Source organism: Algoriphagus sp. (genome assembly GCF_024642405.1).
GTDB lineage: Bacteria > Bacteroidota > Bacteroidia > Cytophagales > Cyclobacteriaceae > Algoriphagus.
Genome location: NZ_JAHEBC010000008.1, coordinates 9402 through 33675, shown reverse-complemented (window position 1 = coordinate 33675; position 24274 = coordinate 9402). Strand labels below are relative to the sequence as shown.

General features: G+C 35.9%; 17 protein-coding genes, 1 other RNA gene and 2 pseudogenes. 13 read left to right on the top strand and 7 right to left on the bottom strand.

Annotated elements, in window-relative coordinates:
- The 5 genes and pseudogenes from Q0L68_RS01490 to Q0L68_RS01470 all read left to right on the top strand — a co-directional run.
- Positions 1–221, top strand: a pseudogene (locus tag Q0L68_RS01490) (hypothetical protein); the annotation flags it as partial.
- Between the two features lies 1 nt (position 222).
- On the top strand, positions 223–1677 hold the full coding sequence (locus Q0L68_RS01485; protein ID WP_296698387.1) for a DUF1501 domain-containing protein: 1455 nt from the start codon (positions 223–225) through the stop codon (positions 1675–1677).
- Between the two features lie 8 nt (positions 1678–1685).
- Complete coding sequence (locus tag Q0L68_RS01480; RefSeq protein ID WP_296698383.1) at positions 1686–3815, top strand: FN3 associated domain-containing protein; 2130 nt, start codon at positions 1686–1688, stop codon at positions 3813–3815.
- A gap of 3 nt (positions 3816–3818) precedes the next feature.
- Complete coding sequence (locus Q0L68_RS01475) at positions 3819–4559, top strand: SIS domain-containing protein (RefSeq protein ID WP_296698380.1); 741 nt, start codon at positions 3819–3821, stop codon at positions 4557–4559.
- Between the two features lie 365 nt (positions 4560–4924).
- Positions 4925–7135 carry a tetratricopeptide repeat protein gene (locus tag Q0L68_RS01470; protein WP_296698377.1) on the top strand — a complete coding sequence of 737 codons (2211 nt, stop codon included), beginning with the start codon at positions 4925–4927 and terminating at the stop codon, positions 7133–7135.
- A 73-nt stretch (positions 7136–7208) separates the two neighbouring features.
- Here Q0L68_RS01470 and Q0L68_RS01465 read toward each other — a convergent pair whose 3' ends face one another.
- Together Q0L68_RS01465 and Q0L68_RS01460 are read right to left on the bottom strand one after the other, a co-directional pair.
- The gene (locus Q0L68_RS01465) at positions 7209–8447 is read right to left on the bottom strand and encodes a S8 family serine peptidase (protein WP_296698374.1); all 1239 of its coding nucleotides are present in this window, start codon (positions 8445–8447) and stop codon (positions 7209–7211) included.
- Between the two features lie 370 nt (positions 8448–8817).
- Positions 8818–9699 (bottom strand): PPK2 family polyphosphate kinase, encoded by an 882-nt coding sequence (locus Q0L68_RS01460; protein WP_296698372.1) that lies wholly within the window; start codon positions 9697–9699, stop codon positions 8818–8820.
- Positions 9700–9823: 124 nt separating this feature from the next.
- Between Q0L68_RS01460 and Q0L68_RS01455 the strand changes: the two genes are divergently transcribed.
- The 4 genes from Q0L68_RS01455 to Q0L68_RS01440 all read left to right on the top strand — a co-directional run bounded on the left by Q0L68_RS01455 (position 9824) and on the right by Q0L68_RS01440 (position 14990).
- Positions 9824–10969, top strand: a complete 1146-nt coding sequence (locus Q0L68_RS01455) for a DUF5009 domain-containing protein (protein ID WP_296698369.1) — start codon at positions 9824–9826, stop codon at positions 10967–10969.
- Positions 10970–11046: 77 nt separating this feature from the next.
- On the top strand, positions 11047–12039 hold the full coding sequence (locus Q0L68_RS01450) for a hypothetical protein (RefSeq protein WP_296698366.1): 993 nt from the start codon (positions 11047–11049) through the stop codon (positions 12037–12039).
- Positions 12040–12052: 13 nt separating this feature from the next.
- Positions 12053–12607 (top strand): DUF4287 domain-containing protein, encoded by a 555-nt coding sequence (locus Q0L68_RS01445; protein ID WP_296698363.1) that lies wholly within the window; start codon positions 12053–12055, stop codon positions 12605–12607.
- 100 nt (positions 12608–12707) lie between these two features.
- The gene (locus Q0L68_RS01440) at positions 12708–14990 is read left to right on the top strand and encodes a prolyl oligopeptidase family serine peptidase (RefSeq protein WP_296698361.1); all 2283 of its coding nucleotides are present in this window, start codon (positions 12708–12710) and stop codon (positions 14988–14990) included.
- A gap of 62 nt (positions 14991–15052) precedes the next feature.
- Here the strand turns inward: Q0L68_RS01440 and Q0L68_RS01435 are convergent, their stop codons facing one another.
- Together Q0L68_RS01435 and Q0L68_RS01430 are read right to left on the bottom strand one after the other, a co-directional pair.
- Positions 15053–15616, bottom strand: a complete 564-nt coding sequence (locus Q0L68_RS01435) for a DUF3109 family protein (RefSeq protein WP_296698358.1) — start codon at positions 15614–15616, stop codon at positions 15053–15055.
- A gap of 50 nt (positions 15617–15666) precedes the next feature.
- On the bottom strand, positions 15667–16140 hold the full coding sequence (locus tag Q0L68_RS01430) for a DUF4442 domain-containing protein (protein WP_296698356.1): 474 nt from the start codon (positions 16138–16140) through the stop codon (positions 15667–15669).
- Positions 16141–16359: 219 nt separating this feature from the next.
- Between Q0L68_RS01430 and rnpB the strand changes: the two genes are divergently transcribed.
- Positions 16360–16781: RNase P RNA component class A (gene rnpB / locus Q0L68_RS01425), an RNA gene on the top strand.
- Between the two features lie 17 nt (positions 16782–16798).
- Positions 16799–17956 carry a sigma-54 dependent transcriptional regulator gene (locus Q0L68_RS01420; protein WP_296698353.1) on the top strand — a complete coding sequence of 386 codons (1158 nt, stop codon included), beginning with the start codon at positions 16799–16801 and terminating at the stop codon, positions 17954–17956.
- 185 nt (positions 17957–18141) lie between these two features.
- Here Q0L68_RS01420 and Q0L68_RS01415 read toward each other — a convergent pair whose 3' ends face one another.
- Positions 18142–19137, bottom strand: a complete 996-nt coding sequence (locus Q0L68_RS01415) for an acyl transferase (protein WP_296698352.1) — start codon at positions 19135–19137, stop codon at positions 18142–18144.
- A gap of 67 nt (positions 19138–19204) precedes the next feature.
- Between Q0L68_RS01415 and Q0L68_RS01410 the strand changes: the two genes are divergently transcribed.
- Positions 19205–19876, top strand: coding sequence for a hypothetical protein (locus Q0L68_RS01410; protein WP_296698349.1), 672 nt, complete (start codon positions 19205–19207; stop codon positions 19874–19876).
- A gap of 24 nt (positions 19877–19900) precedes the next feature.
- Here Q0L68_RS01410 and Q0L68_RS01405 read toward each other — a convergent pair whose 3' ends face one another.
- Positions 19901–22315 (bottom strand): thiamine pyrophosphate-dependent enzyme, encoded by a 2415-nt coding sequence (locus Q0L68_RS01405; protein WP_296698347.1) that lies wholly within the window; start codon positions 22313–22315, stop codon positions 19901–19903.
- A gap of 427 nt (positions 22316–22742) precedes the next feature.
- Between Q0L68_RS01405 and ald the strand changes: the two genes are divergently transcribed.
- On the top strand, positions 22743–23861 hold the full coding sequence (ald, locus tag Q0L68_RS01400; RefSeq protein ID WP_296698344.1) for an alanine dehydrogenase: 1119 nt from the start codon (positions 22743–22745) through the stop codon (positions 23859–23861).
- A gap of 135 nt (positions 23862–23996) precedes the next feature.
- Here ald and Q0L68_RS01395 read toward each other — a convergent pair.
- Positions 23997–24274 (bottom strand): annotated as a pseudogene (locus Q0L68_RS01395) (hypothetical protein); the annotation flags it as partial.

Below are 24274 nucleotides of genomic sequence, written 5' to 3'. Positions count from 1 at the left end.
GAATTCTTTGTAGAGAAATGACTTCAGATGAGGCTGATTTGATTGAAGCCTATTTCGAAGATCAATTAGATAGGTTCGAAAAAAATAATGATCAAATCAAGCCAACTTTGGAAGTCGGAGAATATCCAATAGACTCCTCTAAGGAAACCGCCAGATCTGCAGCTTTAATGCAGGTAATAGTTAGTTTATATAATTTGGAAGAAACGATTACCAAGATTTAATATGGAAAAGGAAATATTTGAGCAGGGTTTAAATCTGAATAGAAGAAAGTTTTTATCAAAACTAAGCTTAGGTGTAGGTAGTGCTGCTTTGGGATCATTACTTATCCCGGATCTTTTCAAAGGCGGTAGTCCTGACGAAGAGGCAATTATGTCGGCTTTACCGCATTTTGCCCCAAAGGCAAAGCGGGTAATTTACCTTTTCCAGAATGGTGCCCCAAGTCAATTGGAGTCATTTGATTATAAACCCTTATTGAATAAAAACATTGGGCAGGAACTCCCTGACTCTATTCGGGGCGGCCAAAGACTTACGGGAATGACTGCCGGGCAGACATCTTTTCCATTAGTCGGTTCTTATTTTAAATTCAATCAATACGGTGAATCAAGAGCTTGGATTTCAGAGATTTTTCCTCATACCGCAGGAGTAGTCGATGATATTTGTATCATAAAGTCCATGCATACGGAGGCTATCAACCATGATCCAGCATTAACTTTTTTCCAAACTGGGGCCCAAGTAGGAAATCGTCCAAGTATGGGTTCTTGGCTGAGTTATGGACTTGGGAGTGAGAACAGCAATCTTCCCGCTTTCTGTGTGCTTTTAAGTCGGGGAAAAGGAAATGGTCAAGGAGTTTATTCTAAGCTTTGGAGCAATGGATTCTTAGAAGCAACCCATCAAGGTGTGCAATTCTCAAATTCTGAAGATCCTGTCTTATACCTTAAGGATCCAAAATCCATGTCCAGAGATGAGCGAAGAAAAATGCTTGATCAGATCTCTGCAATGAATGATCTGAGTTATAAAGAATTTAATGACCCAGAAATTAGTGCCAAAATTCAACAATATGAAATGGCCTATAGAATGCAAACAGCCGTTCCTGAAATGACCGACGTGTCTAAAGAACCTGATAGTATCATCAAAATGTATGGACCTGATTGCCTGATTCCCGGCACTTACGCTGCTAACTGCCTTTTGGCAAGGAAACTTTCTGAAAGTGGAGTTAGATTTGTCCAATTATATCATCAAGGTTGGGATCAACATGGTAATCTACCAAGCGAGATGGCTCTTCAGGCCAAGGATGTAGATCAGGCCTCTGCCGCTTTGATTACTGATTTAAAGCAAAGAGGCATGTTGGATGAAACTCTCGTTATCTGGGGTGGTGAATTTGGAAGAACAAATTATTGCCAAGGAAAAATCCTTGAAGACAATTATGGAAGAGACCACCATCCAAGAGCATTTTCTATTTGGATGGCAGGCGGAGGCGTAAAATCCGGAATGGTTTATGGTGAAACAGATGAATTTGGATATAATATTTCCGAAAACCCAGTACATGTTCATGACTTCCAAGCTACGGTCATGAACCTTATGGGAATAGACCACGAGCGAATGACCTACAAACATTTAGGAAGAAGGTATAGATTAACCGATGTTTCCGGACATGTAATAAAAGATATCATTGCTTAAAGCTTCTTATGATTAGTTTAAGTTCTTTTCGATCCATTCTTGAAAACACCCTCTTTGTATGGTTAGGTTTGGCTCTAATTTTAACAATAGGTGGAGATAATTTATTTCTCCCAGAATGGCTTCAAGTGATTGGAAGAAGCCATCCACTCATTTTACACTTCCCGATTGTTCTTTTGCTTTTTGGTTTATTGTTTTTTTGGATTCCAAATCTCAATACAAAAAAAGATTTAAAAGAGTTTGGTGAATTAAGCTTTCTTCTAGGTTGCAACTTTGCAGGAATTACTGTTTTAGCCGGGCTCATTCTTGCACAAGAAAATTATGAGGGAGCAGCTTTAGACTGGCATAAATGGGCAGGGCTGGCTGTATTTGGACTAAGCACTTTGCTTTATTTTTTCAGAAATCAATCCATACGGTTTTCAAAAAGTCTTAGCGCAATAATCGCTGTTGGAGTTTTGCTTGCGGGCCACTGGGGAGCAGATTTAACTCATGGTGAAAATTTTCTACTTGCCCCTATTTTGAAAGAAGAGCAAGAAACTTTAGCCTTAAATGAGGCAGAAGTGTTTAGAGATGTCGTTCAACCAATCCTTCAAGCTAAATGTATCAGTTGCCATAAAGAAGGAAAGATTAAGGGTGAGCTAAGGATGGACCAAATCGATCATATTAAGAAAGGCGGGAAGTCAGGACCTTTCGTAGTTCCAGGAGATTTCGACAATTCCCTTTTAGTGACCCGGATCAATCTTCCTATGGAAGAGAAAGAACACATGCCTCCAAAAAATAAAATCCAACTTACAGATGAAGAAAAGACGATTTTAATGGACTGGGTATATTCTGGAGCTAGTTTTGATCAAAAACTTGAGGAAATAGATTCTCAAACTGATTTATTCCAATTAGCCTCCCAAAAATTCACCACAACAGAGAATTATGATTTCAATTCAGCAGATCCTGAAACTATCTCCGAATTAAATAATTTTTTTAGAGAAGTAGCTCCTGTTTACCCAGGCTCTCCAGCTTTGGTGGTTTCTTATTTTGGTATTTCGGCATTTGACCCAAGTTCATTAGATGAACTCAAAGCGATCGGGGAACAAGTGGTTCAACTAAATTTGAACAAGATGCCTCTCGAAGGTGTGAGTTTTGGATTCCTTTCCAATTTTCCTAATCTGAGAGAGCTTCAGGCTAATTTCACCAACCTTACGTCAGATGAAATTTCTGAGATTTCAAAATTGGAAAATTTGACGTCTTTAGCAATTTCTGGAAATACAATAGATGAGAAAAGCCTTGAAAGTTTAAGCAAGATGAAAAGTCTTGAAAAACTATTTTTATGGCAAACTGGCCTCAGTGATCCTCAAAAAGATCTATTGAGAAATCAATTGCCTGACACCAAAATTGAATTTGGTTTTGATGGTCGTGGGGTTATTTATGATCTTAACTCACCAACAATCATTTCAGAAATAAATATGTTTGCCGATAGCACAAAGCTAGAAATAACGCATCCTATCAAAACTGTTGAAATTAGGTATACAACAGATGGTGAAGAACCTGATAGTACTTCCTCCTCGATCTATAATGAACCTATCTGGATCAATAAAACAGCTGAAGTAAAAGCAAGAGCTTTTGCAAAAGATTGGAAAGGAAGCCCTTCATCAAGTGTTTTATTATTTAGAAGTGGAAATCCACCTAAGGAATTAAAATTGCTTACTCAACCAAATCCTAACTATTTTGGAAAAGGCGAATTGACATTGATAGACCAAATAAAAGGAAAAAACAATCATACATCAGGTGAGTGGCTTGGCTTCCAAGACGAAGATCCTGAGGTAGAAATCACTTTGGCTGATGGTCAAAGACCAAAAGAATTAACTTTAAGCCTGCTTTATCACGAAGGCGCATATATTTTCCCACCCACGCAGGTTGAGGTTTGGATAAGTAATAATGGAAATTGGGAAAAAATAGTAGATGAGGTCCCTGCTCAATCTAAAGATATTAAGCCTTCAAGATTTGAAGCCCTGAATTACGATATGCCTAATAAGGAATTTAATAAAGTCAAAATTAAAATGAAGACAATTAAATCTCTCCCAAAATGGCATCCAGGAGCAGGTTCTAAAGGTTGGGTATTTATAGATGAAATTTCATTCTTAGATTAAGAGATGCAATCCCCCTTAACCCAATCCTATTATTTGGTTTTACAGAAAAAACTAAATTTAGCTTTAGGTCAAGAAGGAAAAATTCAACTAGCAGCAAAGTGGATTGCTGAAAGCCTCCAAAATCAAGGATGGATTTATGCAATTGGAACAGGCCATTCTCATATTCTTGCGGAAGAAATATTTTATAGGGCTGGCGGATTTGCTCGAGTTAGGCCAATTTTCGCCCCTAAACTTATGCTTCATATTGATGCAACAGGTAGCACAGAGGCAGAGAGACAAGAAGGATTAGCTAAAAAGTATCTAGGCAATTATTCTCTTTCAAACAAAGACATCTTCATTTTGGCGTCTAATTCCGGAAGAAATCCTGTTCCTATTGACCTAGCACTTGAAGCTTCAAAAGCTGGAGCAAAAACCATTTGTATCACAAATATCTCTCATAGTAAATCAGTGAATTCCAGACACAGTTCAGAAAAAAAGCTTTTTGAAGTCTGTGAACTAGCTTTCGATAATTTTGGGGAAATTGGTGATGCATCTATTACCTTAGAAGGGTTTAATTCAAAAATGGGCGCTACCTCCACCATTATAGGTTCAGCTATATTAAATACAATAATGCTAGAAGCTGCATCAATAATTATAAATTCAGGACACAATCCTGAAATTTTTCATAGTTCAAATACTGATTTAGGAGAAAAACATAATATTGGGATTATAAAAAAGTATAAAAACTTGGTAAAAGGGCTATAAAAACTTTTTTAAAAGAAGTTGGAATTGATGAATTATCCGAAAAATTCTTACTTAAGAAAAAATAGAAAAGGGATTTTTTAATAAGGAATATTTCGGTTTTGGATATTACCCTTTCTCCATTTATATAATCCAACCGAACAACAATAAGTAACAAAAAAAAATGCTTTATTTTTGAACAAAAATTCAATATTGATTTATTGAGAAATATCTTACTCTGGTATTGGAAATCGATAAAATTTAATCCAATGCGAAAAATACATTTAATTTAATTTTGGGATAGAAATAGTGTTTTGATCTTTATCTTGAAATAAATTTTGTAAAACCCCATCCTTTGCTTCTCTAATTAGAGGCATGGAACTGCTTATATGAATCAAAGTCTAAACAAGAAGCTTTCAGTTGTATTTTTCTCTGACATTGTAGGCTACACCCAATTGATGGGGAGAGATGAAGATAAGGCATACCAGTTGATGAAAAATAATCTTGATGTTCATCAACATTTTTTTGACAAATTTAATGGAACGCTGATTAAAGAACTTGGGGATGGAGTTTTAGCTACTTTTGAAAATGCTGAAGAAGCCCTTAACGCAAGTCTGGAAATCCAGAAAGAGTGGCAAACAAAGGGTGGTATTAAGCTAAGGATTGGTTTACATTGTGGAGATGTCATTTTTGATCGTGGTGATGTTTTTGGAGATGCAGTTAATATAGCTTCAAGAATTCAAAGCATTGGGGTTCCATCTTGCGTCTTATTTTCGACAGAATTAAAAGGGCTAATTGATTCCGAAGATAAATTCCCTAATGTAAAATTAGGTGAGTTCAAGCTAAAGAATGTTGAACGTAACCTGACTTTATTTGCTCTATCCACTGAACCCTTGATAGTCCCAAGAAGGGAGCAAATGATCAGTACGATCAAATATCAGGAACGAAAAACTTGGAGATATTGGGTAGGCATTGGACTTTTAGTAAGTATCATAGCTTTCTTAATTTGGTTCATTAACTGGGGAGAACCTACTAGTTGGACAAAAGATAAATCGATTGCGGTTCTGCCCTTGAAAAATCTAAATGCGGATCCAAACAAAGAATATTTCAGCGATGGGCTAACAGAAGATATAATCACGCAGCTATCCAAGATAAATTCTCTGCGTGTAATTTCCCGAAATAGTACGGTATTATATAAAAACTCACAAGAGAGTAATCCTGAAATTGCTTTAGCCTTGGGTGTAAGTACACTTTTAGAAGGAAGTGTTCAATGGTCAGGTGAAAGACTACGAATTCGTGTACAACTGATAGATGCTAATTCAAATCAAACAATCTGGGCAGAAACATTTGACTTGGAAATGATCGAGGATTTATTTGAGGTACAGAGTCGAATTGCATCAGAAATAGCTACTAAGCTTCAAGCAGAAGTAACCTTATCAGAAATTGATCAAATCAATAAGAAACCTACCTTGAGTTTTGAAGCTTATGAAGAATATTTAAAAGGAAGAGGCCAATATTATGAATACCAACTTAAAAATAATGAGAATGCAATTGTAAGCTTTAAAGAGGCAATTAAAATTGACTCAACCTTTGCTTTGGCATGGGCAGGACTGGGAGATGCTTACGCACAAATGTTTGGGATTTTTAATTATTCATCCGTTTGGCTAGACTCTTCTCTTTATGCAGGAAATATGGCCATTGAAATGGATCCTAGACTTGCAGAAGGATACAAAGCCATGGGGGTAGCTTATTATTATGATAATCAATATCGATTGGCTCTGGAATATTTAGAAAAAGCTGTTAATATCAGTCCAAATCATGCACAAGCTATTGGAAACCTTGCAACAGCTTATTTTATTACCGGTCAATTGGATAAATCCCTGGATTTACAAAGAAAAGCTGCAGGACTAAACCCCAAAAGCTTCATTCCTTTTCAAATTTTAGGATGGAATTACAGATTGCTCGAGAACCAAGACCAAGCACAATTTTGGCTTAAGAAATCTCTTTCGATCAAACCTTCATTTGATACCTACGAACAACTGGGCTTAAGTTTTTTATCGGAAGGAAAATCGGATAGCGTTCAATCTGTGATTAACAAAGTTGAGAAATTGATCAACAATGATCCGAATATATCTCAAGTTGCAGGGATCCTTTCCTATATGAACAGGAATTATGAAACTGCTGAAAAATACCTAAGCAGATCTCTTGAAGAAAAAGAAGATTGGAAATCAGATCCCTACTTTTACGCACCGATTTATTTAGCCAGCCTTTTTAAATCCGAAGGAAAAAACGAACAGGCTGATTTTTATATTAATGAAAAGCTTAACGAATATATCAAAGAACTGGAAGAAGGCACTGCGGATAAAGAGTTTGCAGTTTTTACCTCCGCTTTGTATTTAATGAGAGAGAATAAAGAGAAAGCTCTGGAATACTTGAGCTTAGCCAAAAGTATGAATTTTCAAGATTATCAGATTTTGGAAATTAATCCATTATTTGACTCCATTCGAAATGATCCTGATTTTATGATACTGATCGAAGAAATAAAATCCGAAATAAGAGTAATGAAATTAAGTTCTTCATTAAAAAGGACCAATCCCTAATTCATTATTTACATAAAAAAAGTAGGGCATGAAAAATCTCAAATCCTACTTTTTTTAGTGCTATTAGTTACCCTTATCTAATCTTTGGAATGGAATAAGTTCTTCCACCACAACTTACAGTTCCTGCAACTGCAGGAGATCCCTGCGACGCATAAATAATTCCTGCTACATAAGCAGCTGACATGGAGGTTCCTGACCAAACCTGATATTCATTCCCGGGAAAAGTAGAAAATACTGGATTTCCTGGAGCTACCCAGTTTACATTTGATCCCAGATTAGAAAAACTTGAGCAATTACCTTGACCATCTTGGCAATTAAAATCAATTGAGCCCACAGTAAAAATGTTTTCCCCGGTTATACAACCAGGTAAATTCATATTTGAATCGCCTCCATCATTTCCTGCTGACATGACTATGAAAATTCCTTTGCTTGCTAGGTTTCTTATTGATTCACTAAGTATCGGGTTTGAATCAGCACAATTTGAAATTCCAAATGCCCCCAAACTCATGGACACAACATCTCCCCTTCTTCCAAACTGAGCGACATGATCTAATGCTAAAACGATATCAGACCAAAACCCTTCTCCATTCGAATCAAGTACTTTTAATGATACAGTTGGTACGCCAGGAGCTACTCCGTTCATTGCAAATTCATTTCCATTCGGTTTGGATTCGGCAGAAGCTAATCCTGCCATAAATGTACCATGGCCTGCTCCGTCTTTCCATGGGTCATTATCGACAAATGATTTTGCGTATTTCTTAGATTTATTGATACTTTTTTTCAAATCATCGTGACTTCCATCTATCCCAGAATCAACAATCCAAATAAAATTCCTTTCCGCACCATTTCTTTGTTGTCCGCCTCCTGCTTCAATAATTGAACAATTAGTTCCTGCACCTATATCATATCCATATTCCTCTTGCATTCTCGGCCTACCCTGCATGATAGGCCTTCGGGCCTGCATTCTGGGTCTACCCTGCATTATAAAATCTTCAATTACAGATTCTATTTCTGAATCTCTCCTTATAGCCTCAGCTTGAGTTTCATTCATTTCTACCACTAGACCAACTTCAACATCAGAGAATGTTTTTAAAATCTTATTGACACCTTTGCTCCTAGCTATATTTTCGGCCTTATCCTTTTTCATCTTTCGAAGAGAACTATTCCCTCTTTGGGCTTGATCTCTATCCAAAATATCAGCAGTTGTAAAAACTCCTTTATCTTTTAGCTTGATCACATATCTTTTTTCGCTTTGAGCAAAAACTGCCGAAAAAAGAAAAAGGCTAAGAATTATTAAAAAGATATTTTTCATTTTAAAACAATAAAGTTGAGATTGAAATATTTAAAGAAATCCTTAATTCTAAAGTACAATTATATTGCTCTAAAATACTTTTTTATTTTGGATTAACTAGTTAAAAAAATGATTACTCTCCATATTGTCAATAGTCTAATCTTCTTTATTAACAAGCTAAAAATTGAAGTTTTTTTAGCTATCTAAAGACCAAGACTGCATTAATCAAAGGGTTTAGATGATCTTCTGGCAATTCTAATCAATTGATTTAATTGGAATGAACCTTCGCGTAAAATGAATCACTTTAAAACTAAAGAAGCCTCTATTGATCCCTATTTTGGAGTTTTTGAAAAAAAAATAATAGTAGTCAAACTTTCAATTTTCTTATTTACTATACATCCTTTTGAAGTTCTTCTCTGTATTTATTTATATTCTCAGCAATAGACATTTCTAATTCTGGTTCTTTGATATCCTTGAACCTGGCAACTTCCTCTAGGATAGTTTTAGCCACCAATAATCTTGCTGTTTTTTTATTATCCGAAGGAATAATATACCAAGGAGCATGGGGTTTTGATGTTTTATTGATCGCCTCCTCATAATATTTCTGATATTTAGCCCATAAATTCCTTTCTTTCAAGTCACCTGGAGAGAACTTCCAATTGTGTTTTTGTTTGTCCAATCTCCTCAAAAGTCTTTGTCTTTGTTCTTCTTTACTCAAATGGAGAAAAAATTTTAGGATAATAACCCCATTTTGACTTATATGCTTTTCAAAATTGTTTATTTGCTCGAATCTCTTTTCCCAAAATGCTGGAGTAATGTCATCAACAGAATTAATGTTTGGGATATTTTCATTCAAAATATATTCTGGATGAACTCGGGTTACTAAAACATTTTCATAATGTGTCCTGTTAAAAACCGCATATTTCCCTCTTTGCGGAAGTGCTAAATAATGCCTCCACAAATAATCATGTTTCAACTCATTAGTTGATGGAGTTTTAAAACTGTGAACGACCACTCCTCTTGGATTAAACTCTTTGAATACCTCTCGGATTAAGCTATCCTTTCCAGCAGTGTCCATCCCTTGCAAACATATCAAGATAGAATACTTATTATGCGCATACATTGTGTCTTGATGATCACTGAGCTCTTCTCTATAATCATTCAATTTCTTGGCTTTCTTTTTTTCTGAAATCCCCAAATCCAAAACCGTTGGTAGTTTATCTAACTCGATTGGATCAACTACTTTAAGATTTTCTATTTCCATGTTTTTCATATTGGTAAGTTTAATTGAATAAAAAATTGTCTGAAAAGTAAAAAACAAGATAATATTTTAAATTGGGGCTGAATTATTTGTTTTGACTTTTTAAGTTAATTAACCACCCAACTTAATTTAAATCATGGATATTAATACAGGTCCTTCAGTTTTATCTAACAGATATCTTGCATTGGATGTATTGAGAGGAATGACCATAGCTTTTATGGTAATTGTTAATACAGCAGGTGATTGGTCTAATCTGTATCCACCTTTGGCACATGCCAGCTGGCACGGATTCACTCCTACCGATTTGGTTTTTCCCACCTTTATGTTTGTTGTTGGAAATGCCATGAGTTTTTCAATGAAAAAACTCCAAGAAATGTCATCAGGGGATTTTTTCAAGAAAGTAGGAAAAAGAGCATTTTTGATTTTCTTCATAGGTTGGCTCCTGAATGCTTTTCCTTTTTATGATATATCTGATTCGGGAGAATTCAGCTTTATTAATATCACTGAAGTTCGTTTGTTTGGAGTTTTACAAAGAATAGCCTTAGGCTATTTCTTTGCAGCGATAATTCTTTACCTAGGTGGAGTAAAATTAGGATGGATATTTAGTGGAGTAGCGCTTCTAGGTTACTGGGCAATAATGCTTGTATTTGGAGACTCTGCCGATCCTTTTGGACTTACAGGAAATGCTGCAATCAAGCTTGATTTAGCGCTGGTAGGTGAAGATCGTATGTATGGTGGAGAAGGGATCCCATTTGATCCCGAAGGAATTTTGAGCACCCTTCCTTCAATTGTTAATGTCATTGCGGGATATATAGTAGGCAAAATGATTCAAAAACTGGGAAATAGTATGGAATCTATCAAAAAGTTAATTATCGCCGGGGCGATATTAATAGTAGCTGCCTATGCTTGGGATATACTTTTCCCAATCAACAAAAAAATCTGGACAAGTTCTTATGTATTGTTAACAGTCGGTATAGACATGTTAATTCTTGCCGTTTTAGTTTACATAATAGAATTGAAAAAAGTCAATAATTGGACTTATTTCTTCTTAGTCTTTGGAAGGAATCCTTTGATACTTTACATCGCTTCTGGAATAGTTATTACGCTTTTTGGGATGATCCCAGTTGGTGACATGTCGCTAAGGTCTACCATCTATCAAAACTTGTTTACAAGTTGGCTTAGCCCAAAAAATGCCTCTTTCTTTTTTGCATTTTCCTATATGCTTTTAATCTGGTTAATTGGGCTATGGATGGACAAAAAACGAATCTATATAAAAGTATAAAGTTAATCCTTCGACCGTCACATCTCTAATCTGAATTTTGTAACTTATATCAGTATTTCTTTAAACTGTAATTTTTTATGAAACTAAAGATCGGAGTATATAATGTTCAGTGGATGCGGGATCTATTTGATTCGCAGGGTAATCCAAAAACCACTGGCGAAGACGGAGAACGTAGTAGAAAACTGGCAGAGGTTGTCGAGGCAATGGACCCTGATTTTCTTGGAATAGTAGAAGGTCCCAATACATTAGTAGACAAGTCGAAAACTGCTAGTTTACAGTTGGAAGCATGGATTCAGGAATTTATTCCAAATAAAAACCTCAAAGCGATGCATGGTTTTCCTTCTCCCGGACAGCAGGAACTGTGTGCTTTGTATAACCCGGAAAAAATAAAGGTGCTTTTTACCCCCGAAACAAAAGAAGGTAAAAGATTTGATGAAGCTTTTTTGGTTGACACTTTAAATCGACTCATCAAGGAACAGTACAAGCATTATAGACCACCATTAGAACTAAGCATTTTAGGCTTGGATAACACTTTCCTCACACGAGTCATAATTGCTCACACCAAATCAAAAGGAATATTTGATATGGTAGACTACGCAAGGTTTGAACAAATTTCTCAGCGGGATAGACTAAAGCTTTTTGCTGAGTGTATGTCAATCCGGGACCGATGCGATGAATATTTGGAAAAAGGTCAACAAGTAATAGTCATGGGAGACATTAATGATGGCTTCGAATTGGATTTTTATGAAAATCGCTTTAGTAAAAGTGCTGTAGAATTGTTGCTAGGTGACACATGGTATCCAGAATATATTCTCAGATCAGTATTACCAAAGCCAAAACTTAATTCCTACGGTTGGACACCGAACTCAAGTCGCTTCAAAGACAGAATCACTGGAGATCAGGTGAATGTATTAATCGATCATATTTTAGCCAGTCAAGGATTAAAAGTTCTCGGGGGCAAAGTTTGGAATCCATATCTTGAAAAAGATGATGATCTTATTCAAAGCATCAAAAAACAACTAATTCAGGGATCTGATCATTTTCCCATTCTAACTGAAATTGAATTTTAAAAAAAGCAAAGTCATGGACCAAGCAGCACAAACGATGATTGAAAACCTGGAGAAAAACACAGGAAAAAGCCTAGACGCTTGGGTTTTAATCGCAAAAAAGGAGAAATTATCAAAGCATGGAGAAATTGTCAAGTTTCTAAAAAGTGCGCATGGATTTTCACATGGATTTGCGAATTTAGTTGCACACAAAACATTACAATCAGATGCAGGATCAGCATCAGGTACAGATGAGTTGATCGAAAAGCAATATAAAGGCAAAGAGCATTTTCTTCCATTATTTGAAGAACTGAGTGTGGAAATAAAAAAGTTTGGAAACGACGTGGAATTTGCTCCAAAAAATGCATATGTAAGCGTACGGAGGAAAAAACAATTCGCTTTATTGATTCCTGCTACTAAAACCAGATTTGACATCGGTATAAATCTGAAAGGTCAAGATCCAATAGGAATTCTTGAAATTGACACCAAATCTAATGGAATGGTTAGCCATCGGATAGTCATCAACCATGAAGAACAATATTCCAAGGAATTAATTGAATGGCTAAAGAAGGCCTATGAAGCAGCCGGATAATAAAAAACCATTTATAAAACAAGATCACTATTGGTCAAAATCCAAAGTATTTTCAATTGAATTAAAAGTATCTTGATCGTGCAATCAATCTTTTTCAAACATGATCAAGCCTTCAAATACCGGCACTTCAAAACGATTTGTATTTAGTCTAATATTAACTTTCATTAGTCAAATTGGTTTTGGCCAAATCACAGAAGAAACTTATCACAGGGCTGAATATTTTTTAAGCGATAATATTCAAAAGGAAATTTACCATCTAGAAGTAAACCCTAACTGGATAGCAGATAAAACAAGTTTTTGGCATCAGACCTACACAGAAAATGGTAAGAGATTTTTTAAAACTGATATTGAAAACAAAATAACTTCCGAAGCTTTTGACCATCAAAAATTAGCGGAATTATTGAGCCACCAATCAGGCGAAAATATTAGTGAACAAAACCTTCCTTTTAATAGGATTGAAATAAACTCTGATGGGGCTATTTCCTTTGAATGGAAAAATAAGGACTGGATTTTTCATGAAGGAAAATTAGATTCTAAAAGATCTTCAGCACCAAGAAATCGTGATAGTTCCCTATCCCCTGACGGTAACTGGAAAGCATTTACTAGAAATTTCAATCTATTCGTTGAAAACTTAGAAACTGGCGAAGAAATCCAACTGAGTTTTGACGGAAAAAAAGACTATGAATATGCCTCTTTTTGGGGTTGGTCCGACATGATCCATGGTGAGAATGGAGAAAGACCGTTTCATTTTACCGTAAACTGGTCACCCGATTCTAAAAAAATCCAAACTCAAATTGTTGATTTAAGATTAGCCGAAAAAATGCTTCTCTTGGATAATAGTCAAGAGGATAAATTTAGACCCCAACTGATGGGATATTACAGAGCTTCACCTGGAGATACTTCCGTCGTGATGTATACTCCTGTAATTTTTGATTTGGAAGAAAAATCTGAAACTAAGTTTCAGGAACTTTCTCTTCCTCATTTTATAGGAATGTATTTCAACTGGGACTCGGAAAGTGAGAATCTATTTGGCACCTACCTTCATCGGGGATTCAAAGCTTTTGATATTTTAGAAATCAATGCAAATTCAAAAAAAATCAGAAAGGTATATTCAGAGTCTTCCCCTACTCATGTAAACAACAATAATATTCTCCGGAGATTAGATAATGGGCAATTTATTCTAGGAACTGAAAAATCAGGTTGGAATCAATTATACCTGATAGACTGGAAAACAGGTGAATTGATCAATAGAATTACAACTGGAGATTATGTAGTTAAAAATTTATTGAATGTTGATGAAGAAAATGAGGTGATATTTTTTGAAGCTGCTGGAAAGGAAGATGATCTTAATCCATATTATTCCTTTGCTTACAAAGTCAATTTCGATGGTTCAGGTCTCACTTTATTGACTCCTGAAAAATCATTCCATGACATTTCTTATTCCTCGGGAGGAAAGTATTTCGTAGATAATTATTCCACTGTTGATCAGCCAACAGTTTCAGTAGTAAGAGAGCTAGAAACAGGAAAAATAGTTCATGAAGTTTCCAAAGCTGATATTTCAAACCTGAAAAATAGAGGATACCAAAGTCCGAAACCATTTTCCGCCACAGCCAAAGATGGAAAAACTACTATTTATGGGATCTATTACCTTCCAACTAACTTCTCTGCAAAGAAGAAATATCCAATTATAGATTATACCTACACTGGCCCTCATACTGCTATTACTCCAAAAACTTTTAGACAAGGATTAATTGGTTTGCAACAACCAATGGCTGAACTGGGGTTTATTTTAGTAACGGTAGATGGATTGGGTACACATGGTAGAGGAAAAGAATTCAATGATGTTTCCTATAATAATTTAGGAGATGGAACTACTGATCATGTTTTAGCAATAAAAGAGCTGGCTTCCAAAAACAAGTTCATGGATATAGATAAAGTCGGAATTTTTGGTCACTCTGCTGGTGGATATGATGCCGGAAGAGCAATTCTTTTACATCCAGATTTTTACAAAGTAGCTGTAGCCTCGGCGGGTGACCATGATCATAGAATGGAAAAAGCTTGGTGGCCAGAAATGTATATGGGTTATCCCGTGGGTGATTTTTACCATAATCAATCAAATATTACCAATGCGGCTAATCTTAAGGGGCATTTGCTATTGGCCCACGGTGGAATAGATGAAAATGTAAACCCATCCGCAACTTTCAAATTTGCTGAAGCTTTGATTAATGCAGGTAAGGATTTTGATTTATTTATTTGGCCAAGTAGAAACCATAGTTTTGGAAGAACATCTGGGGATTATTTCACAAAAAAGCGCTGGGATTATTTTATTGAGCATCTTTTAGGAGAAGAACCCATCAGGCATTATCAAATCAAAACCGATTAAGTGTTATCGATATAGATCTAGAATAAGTTAAGAATTATTTTCAATTCCTTAATTCCTATTGATCATCCTTCTATTTCTTTTATCAATTCCTCATACCAAGCCTCACCATATTTACGAATAAGTGCGTCTTTGAGAAATTTATAAATTGGAACTTTCAGATTTGATCCCAATTGACAAGCTGGGTCACAAATATGCCAGCGATCATAATTAAGGGCATCGAATTCATCGTATTTGGTAATCCGAATTGGATACATATGACAGCTAATCGGCTTTTTCCAGCTGATTTTCCCGTCTAGATAGGCCTGCTCTATTCCGCACTTTAAAATTCCTCTTTCATCATAGAGCGCATAAGCACATTCTCTATTATCTCCTATTGTTGGGGTTCCTTTATCTCCATCTTTATCGATAACCCAAGTTCCCTGAGCTTCTATCACTTTTCTTCCTTCCTCAGTAATGTAATCTTTGACTATTGGATAAATATCTTCGATGATTTTTGTTTCTTCGTCTTCCAAAGGCGCACCTGCATCTCCTTCCACACAGCACGCTCCTTTACAAGCCTCCAAATCACATACAAAAAAGTTTTCTTTTATATCATCTGAAAGAACTGCATTACCTACTAAAATCATATATCGGACAAATTAGTACTCAAAGGTAAGCATTGCATTCCAAACGCAACTTACATTGTTGTTTTTTGAAAATCTCTTCTTCTTACATATACACCTTTTTTAAGGCTTGCTATCAAATTGCCTGATTTATCTACCACTTCGCATGGAAACTCAAAAACATGTTTCCCTGATGAATCCACAGTGTTTTTTACTTCCTCGATCTGTTCCGAGTTCAATAAAAATGTAGCGAAAACATCCCCTTTACCAGGTTTCACAAATTCTATATGGGAATATTTATCCCAAACGATATAATCATCCCCTAAATTTGTAATTAAAATAAACATGAAAAAGGGGTCACACATTGAATATAGAGACCCTCCAAATGCAGTACCGATTAAATTTCTATTATACCAAGTAAGCTTTAATCTTACTTTAAACATTTTAAAATCCTCCGAATATTTGATAACCTTGATCCCTGAGAATAGGTAAGGTGGATACCAATTTATGGCCTTGATCAGTTTTTTGAATTTATAATTGGGCTTCATGATCAAAAGATACTCTAAATCAATAAAAAAAGAACCGCCCAGTTACGAGCGGTTCAACCCAGCACTATGAAAATCAGCTTTTATAAGCCTTTAGATAACAAACTTGAAGTGTTAACAATTGTTTTAAATCATTTAAAAAAAATCAGAACTTTTAATTTTTTTAATCACCATTTAGCAAAGACTTGAAACCCATCTGGAATTAAATTCCGTACTTTACGGAGTGCAAGTCGTCTTGCCGCTGTGTTCAGGTTCATTGCCTGGATAAAGAGGAAAGTCCGGGCAACATAGAGCGCCATACTTCCTAACAGGAAGGGGGCTAACTGGGAACGGTTAGCTTACAGAAAGTGCCACAGAAAATATACCGTCTTTTTTCCGATAAGTATCGGTTTCAAGATAAGGGTGAAAAGGTGGGGTAAGAGCCCACCGCTCCGACAGTGATGCCGGAGGCATGGTAAACCTTATGGGTTGAAAGATCAAATAGGTTCCGCATTGGATTAAGTTCCAAGAAGGGTTGCTCGCTCTTACGCGGAATGGGTAGATCGATAGATCCTGATTGCGAAGTCAGGGCTAGATAAATGGCAGGAATTCTTTTTGGTTTTAACAGAAGGAAACAGAACCCGGCTTATAGACTTGCACTTTTTTCTTTTAAATTACAGACATGTCGAAGATTTTGATTATTGATGACGAAAAAGTCATCCGAGCAACCCTACGTGAAATTTTAGAATACGAAAAATTTGAAGTTTCTGAAGCACAAGATGGTGAAGAAGGCCTCAAAAAACTTATTGAAGAAGATTTTGATTTAGTGCTTTGTGATGTCAAAATGCCAAAAATGGACGGTATTGAGGTTTTAGATCAAGCAAAAGCTTTAGAAAAATCTCCACAATTCATTATGATTTCCGCACATGGAAGCATAGAAACAGCGGTTGAAGCCACAAAAAAAGGAGCATTTGATTTTATTCCCAAGCCACCTGATCTTAACAGGTTATTGCTAACTGTCAGAAATGCACTTGATAAGAAAAATCTTGTGACAGAAACGAAAGTTCTAAAAAAGAAACTTTCCAAAAAACTGGATATGGTAGGTGAATCGCCTGCTATTCAAATGGTAAAAGAAACTATTGAAAAAGTAGCACCAACGGATGCCAGGGTTTTGATTACAGGTCCAAACGGAACTGGAAAGGAATTGGTTGCTCATTGGGTTCACGCTAAAAGTCATAGATCCGGGCAGCCATTTGTAGCAGTGAATTGCGCAGCGATCCCCTCAGAACTTATAGAAAGTGAGCTATTTGGTCATGAAAAAGGAGCTTTTACCTCCGCACACAAACAGAGACAAGGGAAATTTGAACAAGCGCAGGGAGGCACTCTTTTTCTAGATGAAATTGGAGATATGTCACTTTCTGCTCAATCAAAAGTACTGAGAGCACTTCAGGAAAATTTAATAAATCGAGTTGGAAGTGATAAAGACATCAAAGTTGATGTCCGTGTTCTTGCTGCTACAAATAAGGACCTGAAAAGTGAAATTAAGGAAGGAAAATTCAGGGAAGATTTATACCATAGACTTAGTGTCATATTAATTCAAGTGCCTTCCTTAAAAGACAGAAAAGAGGATATTCCGCTATTAGTAGATAAATTTCTGGATGATATAGCTACTGAAAATGGTGATGTAAAAAAATCCATTTCAAATTCAGCTTTGAACAAACTTCAAGAATTTCCCTGGACAGGAAACATTCGAGAATTACGAAACGTGATTGAAAGACTTGTCATTCTGGGGGAACCCGAAATTAGTCTTGAAGATATAAAAAAATATGCTGACTATTGAGGTCAGCATTTTTTTTAACTATTTGGCTTCTCAGTAGAAGGCGCTTTGGCGTATGCCGGACAAGGTTTACTAGAGGCACAGGCCCCCAAAGCTAAAATTCCTACCAATAATGCGATTGTTGCTAATTTTTTCATAATTCAGATTTTATGCTGATCAAATATGTCTAATAATTCTTAAGATAGCAATTACTGCACCAGAAGATTACATCCTCTGATTTCACTGTTATCAATTCTTCCCAATATTTCAAGTTCCCCATTCTCATCAAAACTACCTAAATCCTGTGTTTCAATAAATGCACAAGAGTGAAAATTTGCGAGATCGATCACATTGATTCCTCCTTGTTTTCTGCTGGTCCATGATAGAGGATCATTAATATCTCTTAGCATAACGTGCATAGTCGGTGGTAATGTATATTTTCCTTTCCCTTTTGAGTATGCCTGAGACATTAATTCTGTCATCCCATATTCTGAATGAATGGTTTTAACTCTAAAAAATGATTTCAAAATGGAATGAACCTCCTCCCGGATCATTTCCTTTCTTCTACCCTTCATTCCTCCCGTTTCCATAACAATCAAATTTTTTATTTCTGGAAGTTGAATTCCAGTCTCAGCTAAATCCAACAACGCAAAAGTGACTCCCAAAAGTAAAACCTTCTTTCTATCGTGGGAAAGAGAAAGGAGTTTTTTAATCAGCTCATTTTGATTGTAGAGATAAAAACCAGAATCTTTAGAATTACTTTCTTTAATGAAATGATCTGCCATTCTTACCAAACTACTTCCTTTTCTCTCAAGATAAGATGGCAATAATGCTAAAACGTGAAATCCCTCAATTGATCCATATTCTTTTTCAAAAATCCTTTGAGCATGATTCAAATACCAATCTTCAGACCAATAAAAATGCTTGCTTGTAATCATACCTGTAGTACCGCTACTAGAATAAAACCCAGGAAACATAGATTGATCTCCTGAGATAACTTTATAATCTTTGAAAAATTGAATTGGTAAAAATGGAATCTTTTTAATGTTATCTACTTTAGAAATATTGATTTGCCGAGCTTCAATGTATTTTTTATAGATTTGATTTTCCGATGCCTGAAATTTAAATAGTTCTAAAGCTAAGGTTTCAAAGTCCTCAGATTTTAAATCTTTAATGCCTTCTGAAAAACTTTTAAAATCCTGCATCGTTTTATATTTTGCGAAGTCCAATCGCTCTAATTTATCAACTTGGATGTAAATTTACTTTGGCCATATGCGTTTCAAAAACTATTCAGGAATATTCTTTTTAGCTCTAGCAAGTTTTTCTTGTGTGAATTCACCGGATAATTTTCCCAGCACTCCTGAAATTGATTTCTCCACAATAGAATATGTCCCTACAAATGGCCCTGATTCACTGATCGTTTCTTTGAATTTTAAAGATGCAGAAGGTGATTTAGGCCTAGGAGCCACAGAAATTAATCCTCCTTTCAATGCTGTTGAATACCAAAGAAATAATGCAGGAGAGTTAATTACCTATTCAACCAGACCACCAGAGGCACCAGTGTATAATCCAATTGACTGGGTAATCGATCCAATCATTAATAATGCTACAGTTAAAGACACAATCTGGGTAGTTCAAAACCCTAATCAGTACAATATTTTTGTAAAATTCTTTGTGAAAAGAAACGGTCAATACACTGAGTTCAAATGGCAAGATCCACCATTCTTTACTACTTTTAATGGTAGATTTCCAAGGATTTTAAATAATGATGAAACTCAGGCAATTGAAGGAAATATAAAATACGCCATGCTTTCATCTGGATGGCAGTCTATTTTTAGGAATGATACGCTGAGGATTGAACTACAAATTCAAGATCGTGAGCTCAATAAAAGTAATGAAGTTTCAAGTCCTGATGTAACTCTAAACAATATTACACGAAATTAAAAGCCCTCTAAAAGGGCTTTTAATTTATAATGTAGGGAAAGATTTTGGATTTGCTTCATTCATGACTTTATAAACCTTTTCCACTATATCTTCTACGCTTGGTTTAGAGAAATAATCACCATCAGAAGAATATGCAGGTCTATGTGGCTTTGAAGCAATTGTCATGGGTTCGGAATCTAAATACCTAAAGACCTCCTGATTTTCCAATACTTGTTGCATCATATAAGCTGATGCTCCACCAGGAACATCCTCATCGGCAAAAATAACTCGATTTGTTTTCTTGATGGATTCGCCGATTATTCCATGAACATCAAAAGGTAAAAGAGTTTGTACATCGATGACTTCAACCTCGATCCCCAATTCTCCCAACTCGGCTGCAGCCTCCATAACAATCCTACACATAGATCCATAAGTCACAACTGTAATATCATTTCCTTCCCTCAAAATATCTGGTCTGCCCATTGGAACAGTATATTCTCCTAAATTAGAAGGTAGTTTTTCCTTCAGTCGGTAACCGTTTAGACATTCTATCACAATTGCAGGTTCGTCGGCTTGCAATAAAGTGGCATACATTCCTGCGGCTTGAGTCATATCCCTAGGAACACAAACAACCATTCCTCTCAATGAGGATAAAATCATTCCCATTGGGGAGCCCGAATGCCAAACTCCCTCTAACCTATGACCGCGAGTTCTTATTATTAAAGGTGCTTTTTGCCCGCCTTTTGTTCTGTATTGAAGACAAGCCAAATCATCGGAAAGCATTTGAAGACCATATAATAAATAGTCTAAATATTGAATCTCAGCAACTGGTCTTAATCCTCTCAAGGCAGTACCAATCCCTTGTCCTACTATTGTTGCTTCCCGAATACTCGTGTCAGAAACTCTTAATTCACCATATTTTGCCTGAAGGCCGGCAAATGCTTGGTTGACATCTCCAATTTTTCCAACATCTTCACCAAAAGCGAAAAACTTAGGATTATTTTCGAGAGTATAATCAAAGTATTTTTGAAGAATTTCTCTTCCATCTATTAAAATAGATTTGTCGTCAAATCTCGGTTTTACCTCTTCAATATTTAAAACACCCCATTTAGATTCACTATATAGATGGCTATTATAGCGATCATGATTTTTTTCTTCTTGTGCTTTATACCAATTTTTTAATTCAATTTTTGATTCGTTAGAATCAAATCTTAGAGTCAAAATGGCTTTTCTGACAGTAGAAATAACATCCTTTCTTATTGGATTAAGAGTTCTAGAAAGTTCATCAGCCATTTGGGTCAAAATAACTTTCCGAGTACTATTTTCAGCCGCCTTTTTGATTAGGGAAAATGCTTCCTGAAGTTCAGCCTTTATCTCTTTTGAAAATTCAGCCCATGCTGTTTCTTTCTGTTTTTTGACATCAGCTTTAATCTCAGCCTCTATTTTATCAAGTGTTTCAGGGCTTGCGATTTCAGATGAAAGTATGTATTCTCTAAATTTGCTGATACAATCCCACTCTTTTTCCCACTTCAAACGTTCGGTTGATTTATAGCGCTCATGAGAACCAGAGGTAGAATGACCTTGGGGTTGGGTCATTTCTACAACATGAATCAATACAGGGACATGTTCATCTCTTGCAATTTTACCAGCATTGAAGAAAGCATTCATCAATCCTTCATAATCCCAACCTTTAACTTTAATTATCTCAAATCCTTTTTGACTTTCTGTTCTTTCAAAACCTGCAATTGCTTCTGAGATACTTCCTTTTGTAGTATGGTATTCTTGTGGAACAGAGATCCCATAGGCATCGTCCCAAACAGAAATGACCATTGGCACTTGCATTACTCCAGCCGCATTGATGGTTTCGAAAAACAAACCTTCAGAGGTAGAGGCATTTCCTATCGTACCCCATGCAACTTCATTACCATTTATTGATAAATCCGAGAAATTTTTAAGTCCTTTATTCCCTCTAAAAAGTTTTGAGGCATATGCCAAACCCAAAAGTTTTGGCATCTGTGCAGCTGTTGGGGATATATCTGCAGCAGAATTATACATTTTTGTTAGTTCTTTCCAGCTTCCATCCTCATTCAAAGATCTCGTTGCAAAATGACCATTCATTAATCTTCCTGCACTAGCAGGTTCTGCATTTACATTAGTATGAGCATATAGCTGAGCAAAATATTCCTGAACAGTCAGCTCACCTATGGCCATCATAAAAGTTTGATCCCTGTAGTAACCTGACCTAAAATCACCAATTTGGAAGGCCCTAGCCATTGCTAACTGTGCGAGCTCTTTTCCATCTCCAAAAATCCCAAACTTCGCCTTACCCATAAAAACCTCTTTTCTACCAACTAGGGAGGCATGCCTACTCATTAAGGCTGTTCTGAAATCTTCTAGAACCGCAGCTTTTGAGAAGTTTGGTGAGTTTTGATTTTTAGGAATTGGTTTAACTTCTGCCATAAATCATTTTATCTAAAGTTACTTTGGGTATATCTTTGCTATAATAGCATATTCCAAAAATAGCCAATTCCCTATTTTTTACAAATTAATAGATCAATATTTTTCAATCAATAATTTGGATTGAGATTGAAAAATCACTATTTACCAAAATAATATTTTGTTTTCAAATAACATTCAATTCAATCAACTGATTTTCTGATATTTATCATAAAAATATATTTTGAATAAATACTTAAAAAAAAATCCAAATTAAACTTGTTTAAAAGTCTTTTTTTGAAATTTATTAGACAATAAAAATTATCTACAGAATAAAATATCGAAAAACATTTTTTTTCGAAATCATACCAAATACTATTTGCTATTGGCCTTTCGAGTTTGTTTTTGCTTAGTATCTTTGTGACAATATTCTAATCCAAATATACGAGCCATGATTATAGGTGTTCCTAAAGAAATTAAAAACAACGAGAATCGAGTAGCCCTAACTCCCGCAGGAGCGAAAGAGTTGGTCAAAAGAGGCCACACAGTATATGTCCAGCACACTGCAGGTGAAGGTTCAGGTTTCCCTGATGAAGCTTATGTAGAAGCAGGTGCAAATATTCTCCCTACCATCGAAGCTACTTACGAAATCGCTGAGATGATCATGAAAGTAAAAGAACCTATTGAACCTGAATATAAATTGATCAAAGAAGATCAGTTACTTTTTACTTATTTTCACTTTGCTTCTTATGAACCACTTACAAAAGCGATGGTGGAAAGCAAAGCTGTTTGTTTAGCTTATGAAACTGTAGAAAAATCAGATAGAAGTCTTCCTCTATTAATTCCAATGTCTGAAGTAGCAGGTAGAATGGCCGTTCAAAAGGGTGCAAACTATTTGGAAAAACCTTTACAAGGCCGTGGAATTCTTCTTGGTGGAGTGCCAGGAGTTCTTCCTGCCAAAGTATTAATTCTTGGTGGTGGTATCGTAGGTACCCAAGCTGCTTGGATGGCCGCTGGTTTGGGAGCAGATGTTACAATTATGGACGTTTCTCTGCCACGCATGAGATATTTGGCTGACGTAATGCCAGCTAATGTGAAAACAATGATGTCCAATGAATACAATATCAGAAAAATGATCAAAAATCATGATCTGATTATTGGAGCAGTCTTAATTCCAGGAGCTAAAGCACCTCATTTGATTACACGTGACATGCTGAAAGAAATGCAGCCTGGAACTGTACTTGTCGACGTAGCCGTAGATCAAGGTGGATGTATCGAAACTTGTAAGCCTACAACGCATCAAGACCCTACTTTTATCATTGATGATGTAGTACATTATTGTGTAGCGAACATGCCGGGAGCGGTACCTTACACTTCTACCCTAGCTCTTACCAACGCGACACTTCCTTATGCTATTCAGTTAGCAAATAAAGGCTGGAAAAAAGCTGCCCAGGATAATCCAGAGTTAGTTCCTGGCCTAAATATTATCAATGGAGATATTGTCTATCAGGCTGTAGCTGAAGCTTTTGATCTTGACTATACTCCTGTAATAAAATATCTTGCAGATTAATTGCAATCAATTTTGAAATAATCCCTCTCGTGAAAACGGGAGGTTTTTTTTTACTAAAAAAAATAAAAGGAAACTCAAAATAATTAAATACTGAGTTTTTTCATAAAGTTAACTAAGTCCAATTGCAGTTCCCTTTTATAATTTTGAAAAAGGAATAGTCATTGTTAATCCTGTGGGAGTGAATGAAACCTGTTCAAAAAAAGCGGGCAATTCTCTGGCGTGAGTGACATGAAATGTATACATCAATGCATCAAATGTCAACAGAAAGGCACCTTGCAAAATGATTGACTTTCCAAAACCGACAAACTTATCTTTGTTAATTCTCAGCCCTCTTTCTTTGAGATACATACCTCCTGCTATATATGCCAAATCTAACCCTGCATTCACTAATAGAATTTTTTCAATTTTTCCTT

Bases quoted from the DNA above. Each gene is read 5' to 3' on its own strand.
- Q0L68_RS01455 (WP_296698369.1), top strand. From the start codon at position 9,824: ATGGATATTAATACAGGTCCTTCAGTTTTATCTAACAGATATCTTGCA.
- ald (WP_296698344.1), top strand. From the start codon at position 22,743: ATGATTATAGGTGTTCCTAAAGAAATTAAAAACAACGAGAATCGAGTA.
- Q0L68_RS01445 (WP_296698363.1), top strand. From the start codon at position 12,053: ATGGACCAAGCAGCACAAACGATGATTGAAAACCTGGAGAAAAACACA.
- Q0L68_RS01420 (WP_296698353.1), top strand. From the start codon at position 16,799: ATGTCGAAGATTTTGATTATTGATGACGAAAAAGTCATCCGAGCAACC.
- Q0L68_RS01460 (WP_296698372.1), bottom strand. From the start codon at position 9,699: ATGAAAAACATGGAAATAGAAAATCTTAAAGTAGTTGATCCAATCGAG.
- Q0L68_RS01440 (WP_296698361.1), top strand. From the start codon at position 12,708: ATGATCAAGCCTTCAAATACCGGCACTTCAAAACGATTTGTATTTAGT.
- Q0L68_RS01465 (WP_296698374.1), bottom strand. From the start codon at position 8,447: ATGAAAAATATCTTTTTAATAATTCTTAGCCTTTTTCTTTTTTCGGCA.
- Q0L68_RS01415 (WP_296698352.1), bottom strand. From the start codon at position 19,137: ATGCAGGATTTTAAAAGTTTTTCAGAAGGCATTAAAGATTTAAAATCT.
- Q0L68_RS01430 (WP_296698356.1), bottom strand. From the start codon at position 16,140: ATGAAGCCCAATTATAAATTCAAAAAACTGATCAAGGCCATAAATTGG.
- Q0L68_RS01410 (WP_296698349.1), top strand. From the start codon at position 19,205: ATGCGTTTCAAAAACTATTCAGGAATATTCTTTTTAGCTCTAGCAAGT.
- Q0L68_RS01485 (WP_296698387.1), top strand. From the start codon at position 223: ATGGAAAAGGAAATATTTGAGCAGGGTTTAAATCTGAATAGAAGAAAG.
- Q0L68_RS01475 (WP_296698380.1), top strand. From the start codon at position 3,819: ATGCAATCCCCCTTAACCCAATCCTATTATTTGGTTTTACAGAAAAAA.
- Q0L68_RS01435 (WP_296698358.1), bottom strand. From the start codon at position 15,616: ATGATTTTAGTAGGTAATGCAGTTCTTTCAGATGATATAAAAGAAAAC.
- Q0L68_RS01480 (WP_296698383.1), top strand. From the start codon at position 1,686: ATGATTAGTTTAAGTTCTTTTCGATCCATTCTTGAAAACACCCTCTTT.
- Q0L68_RS01405 (WP_296698347.1), bottom strand. From the start codon at position 22,315: ATGGCAGAAGTTAAACCAATTCCTAAAAATCAAAACTCACCAAACTTC.
- Q0L68_RS01470 (WP_296698377.1), top strand. From the start codon at position 4,925: ATGAATCAAAGTCTAAACAAGAAGCTTTCAGTTGTATTTTTCTCTGAC.
- Q0L68_RS01450 (WP_296698366.1), top strand. From the start codon at position 11,047: ATGAAACTAAAGATCGGAGTATATAATGTTCAGTGGATGCGGGATCTA.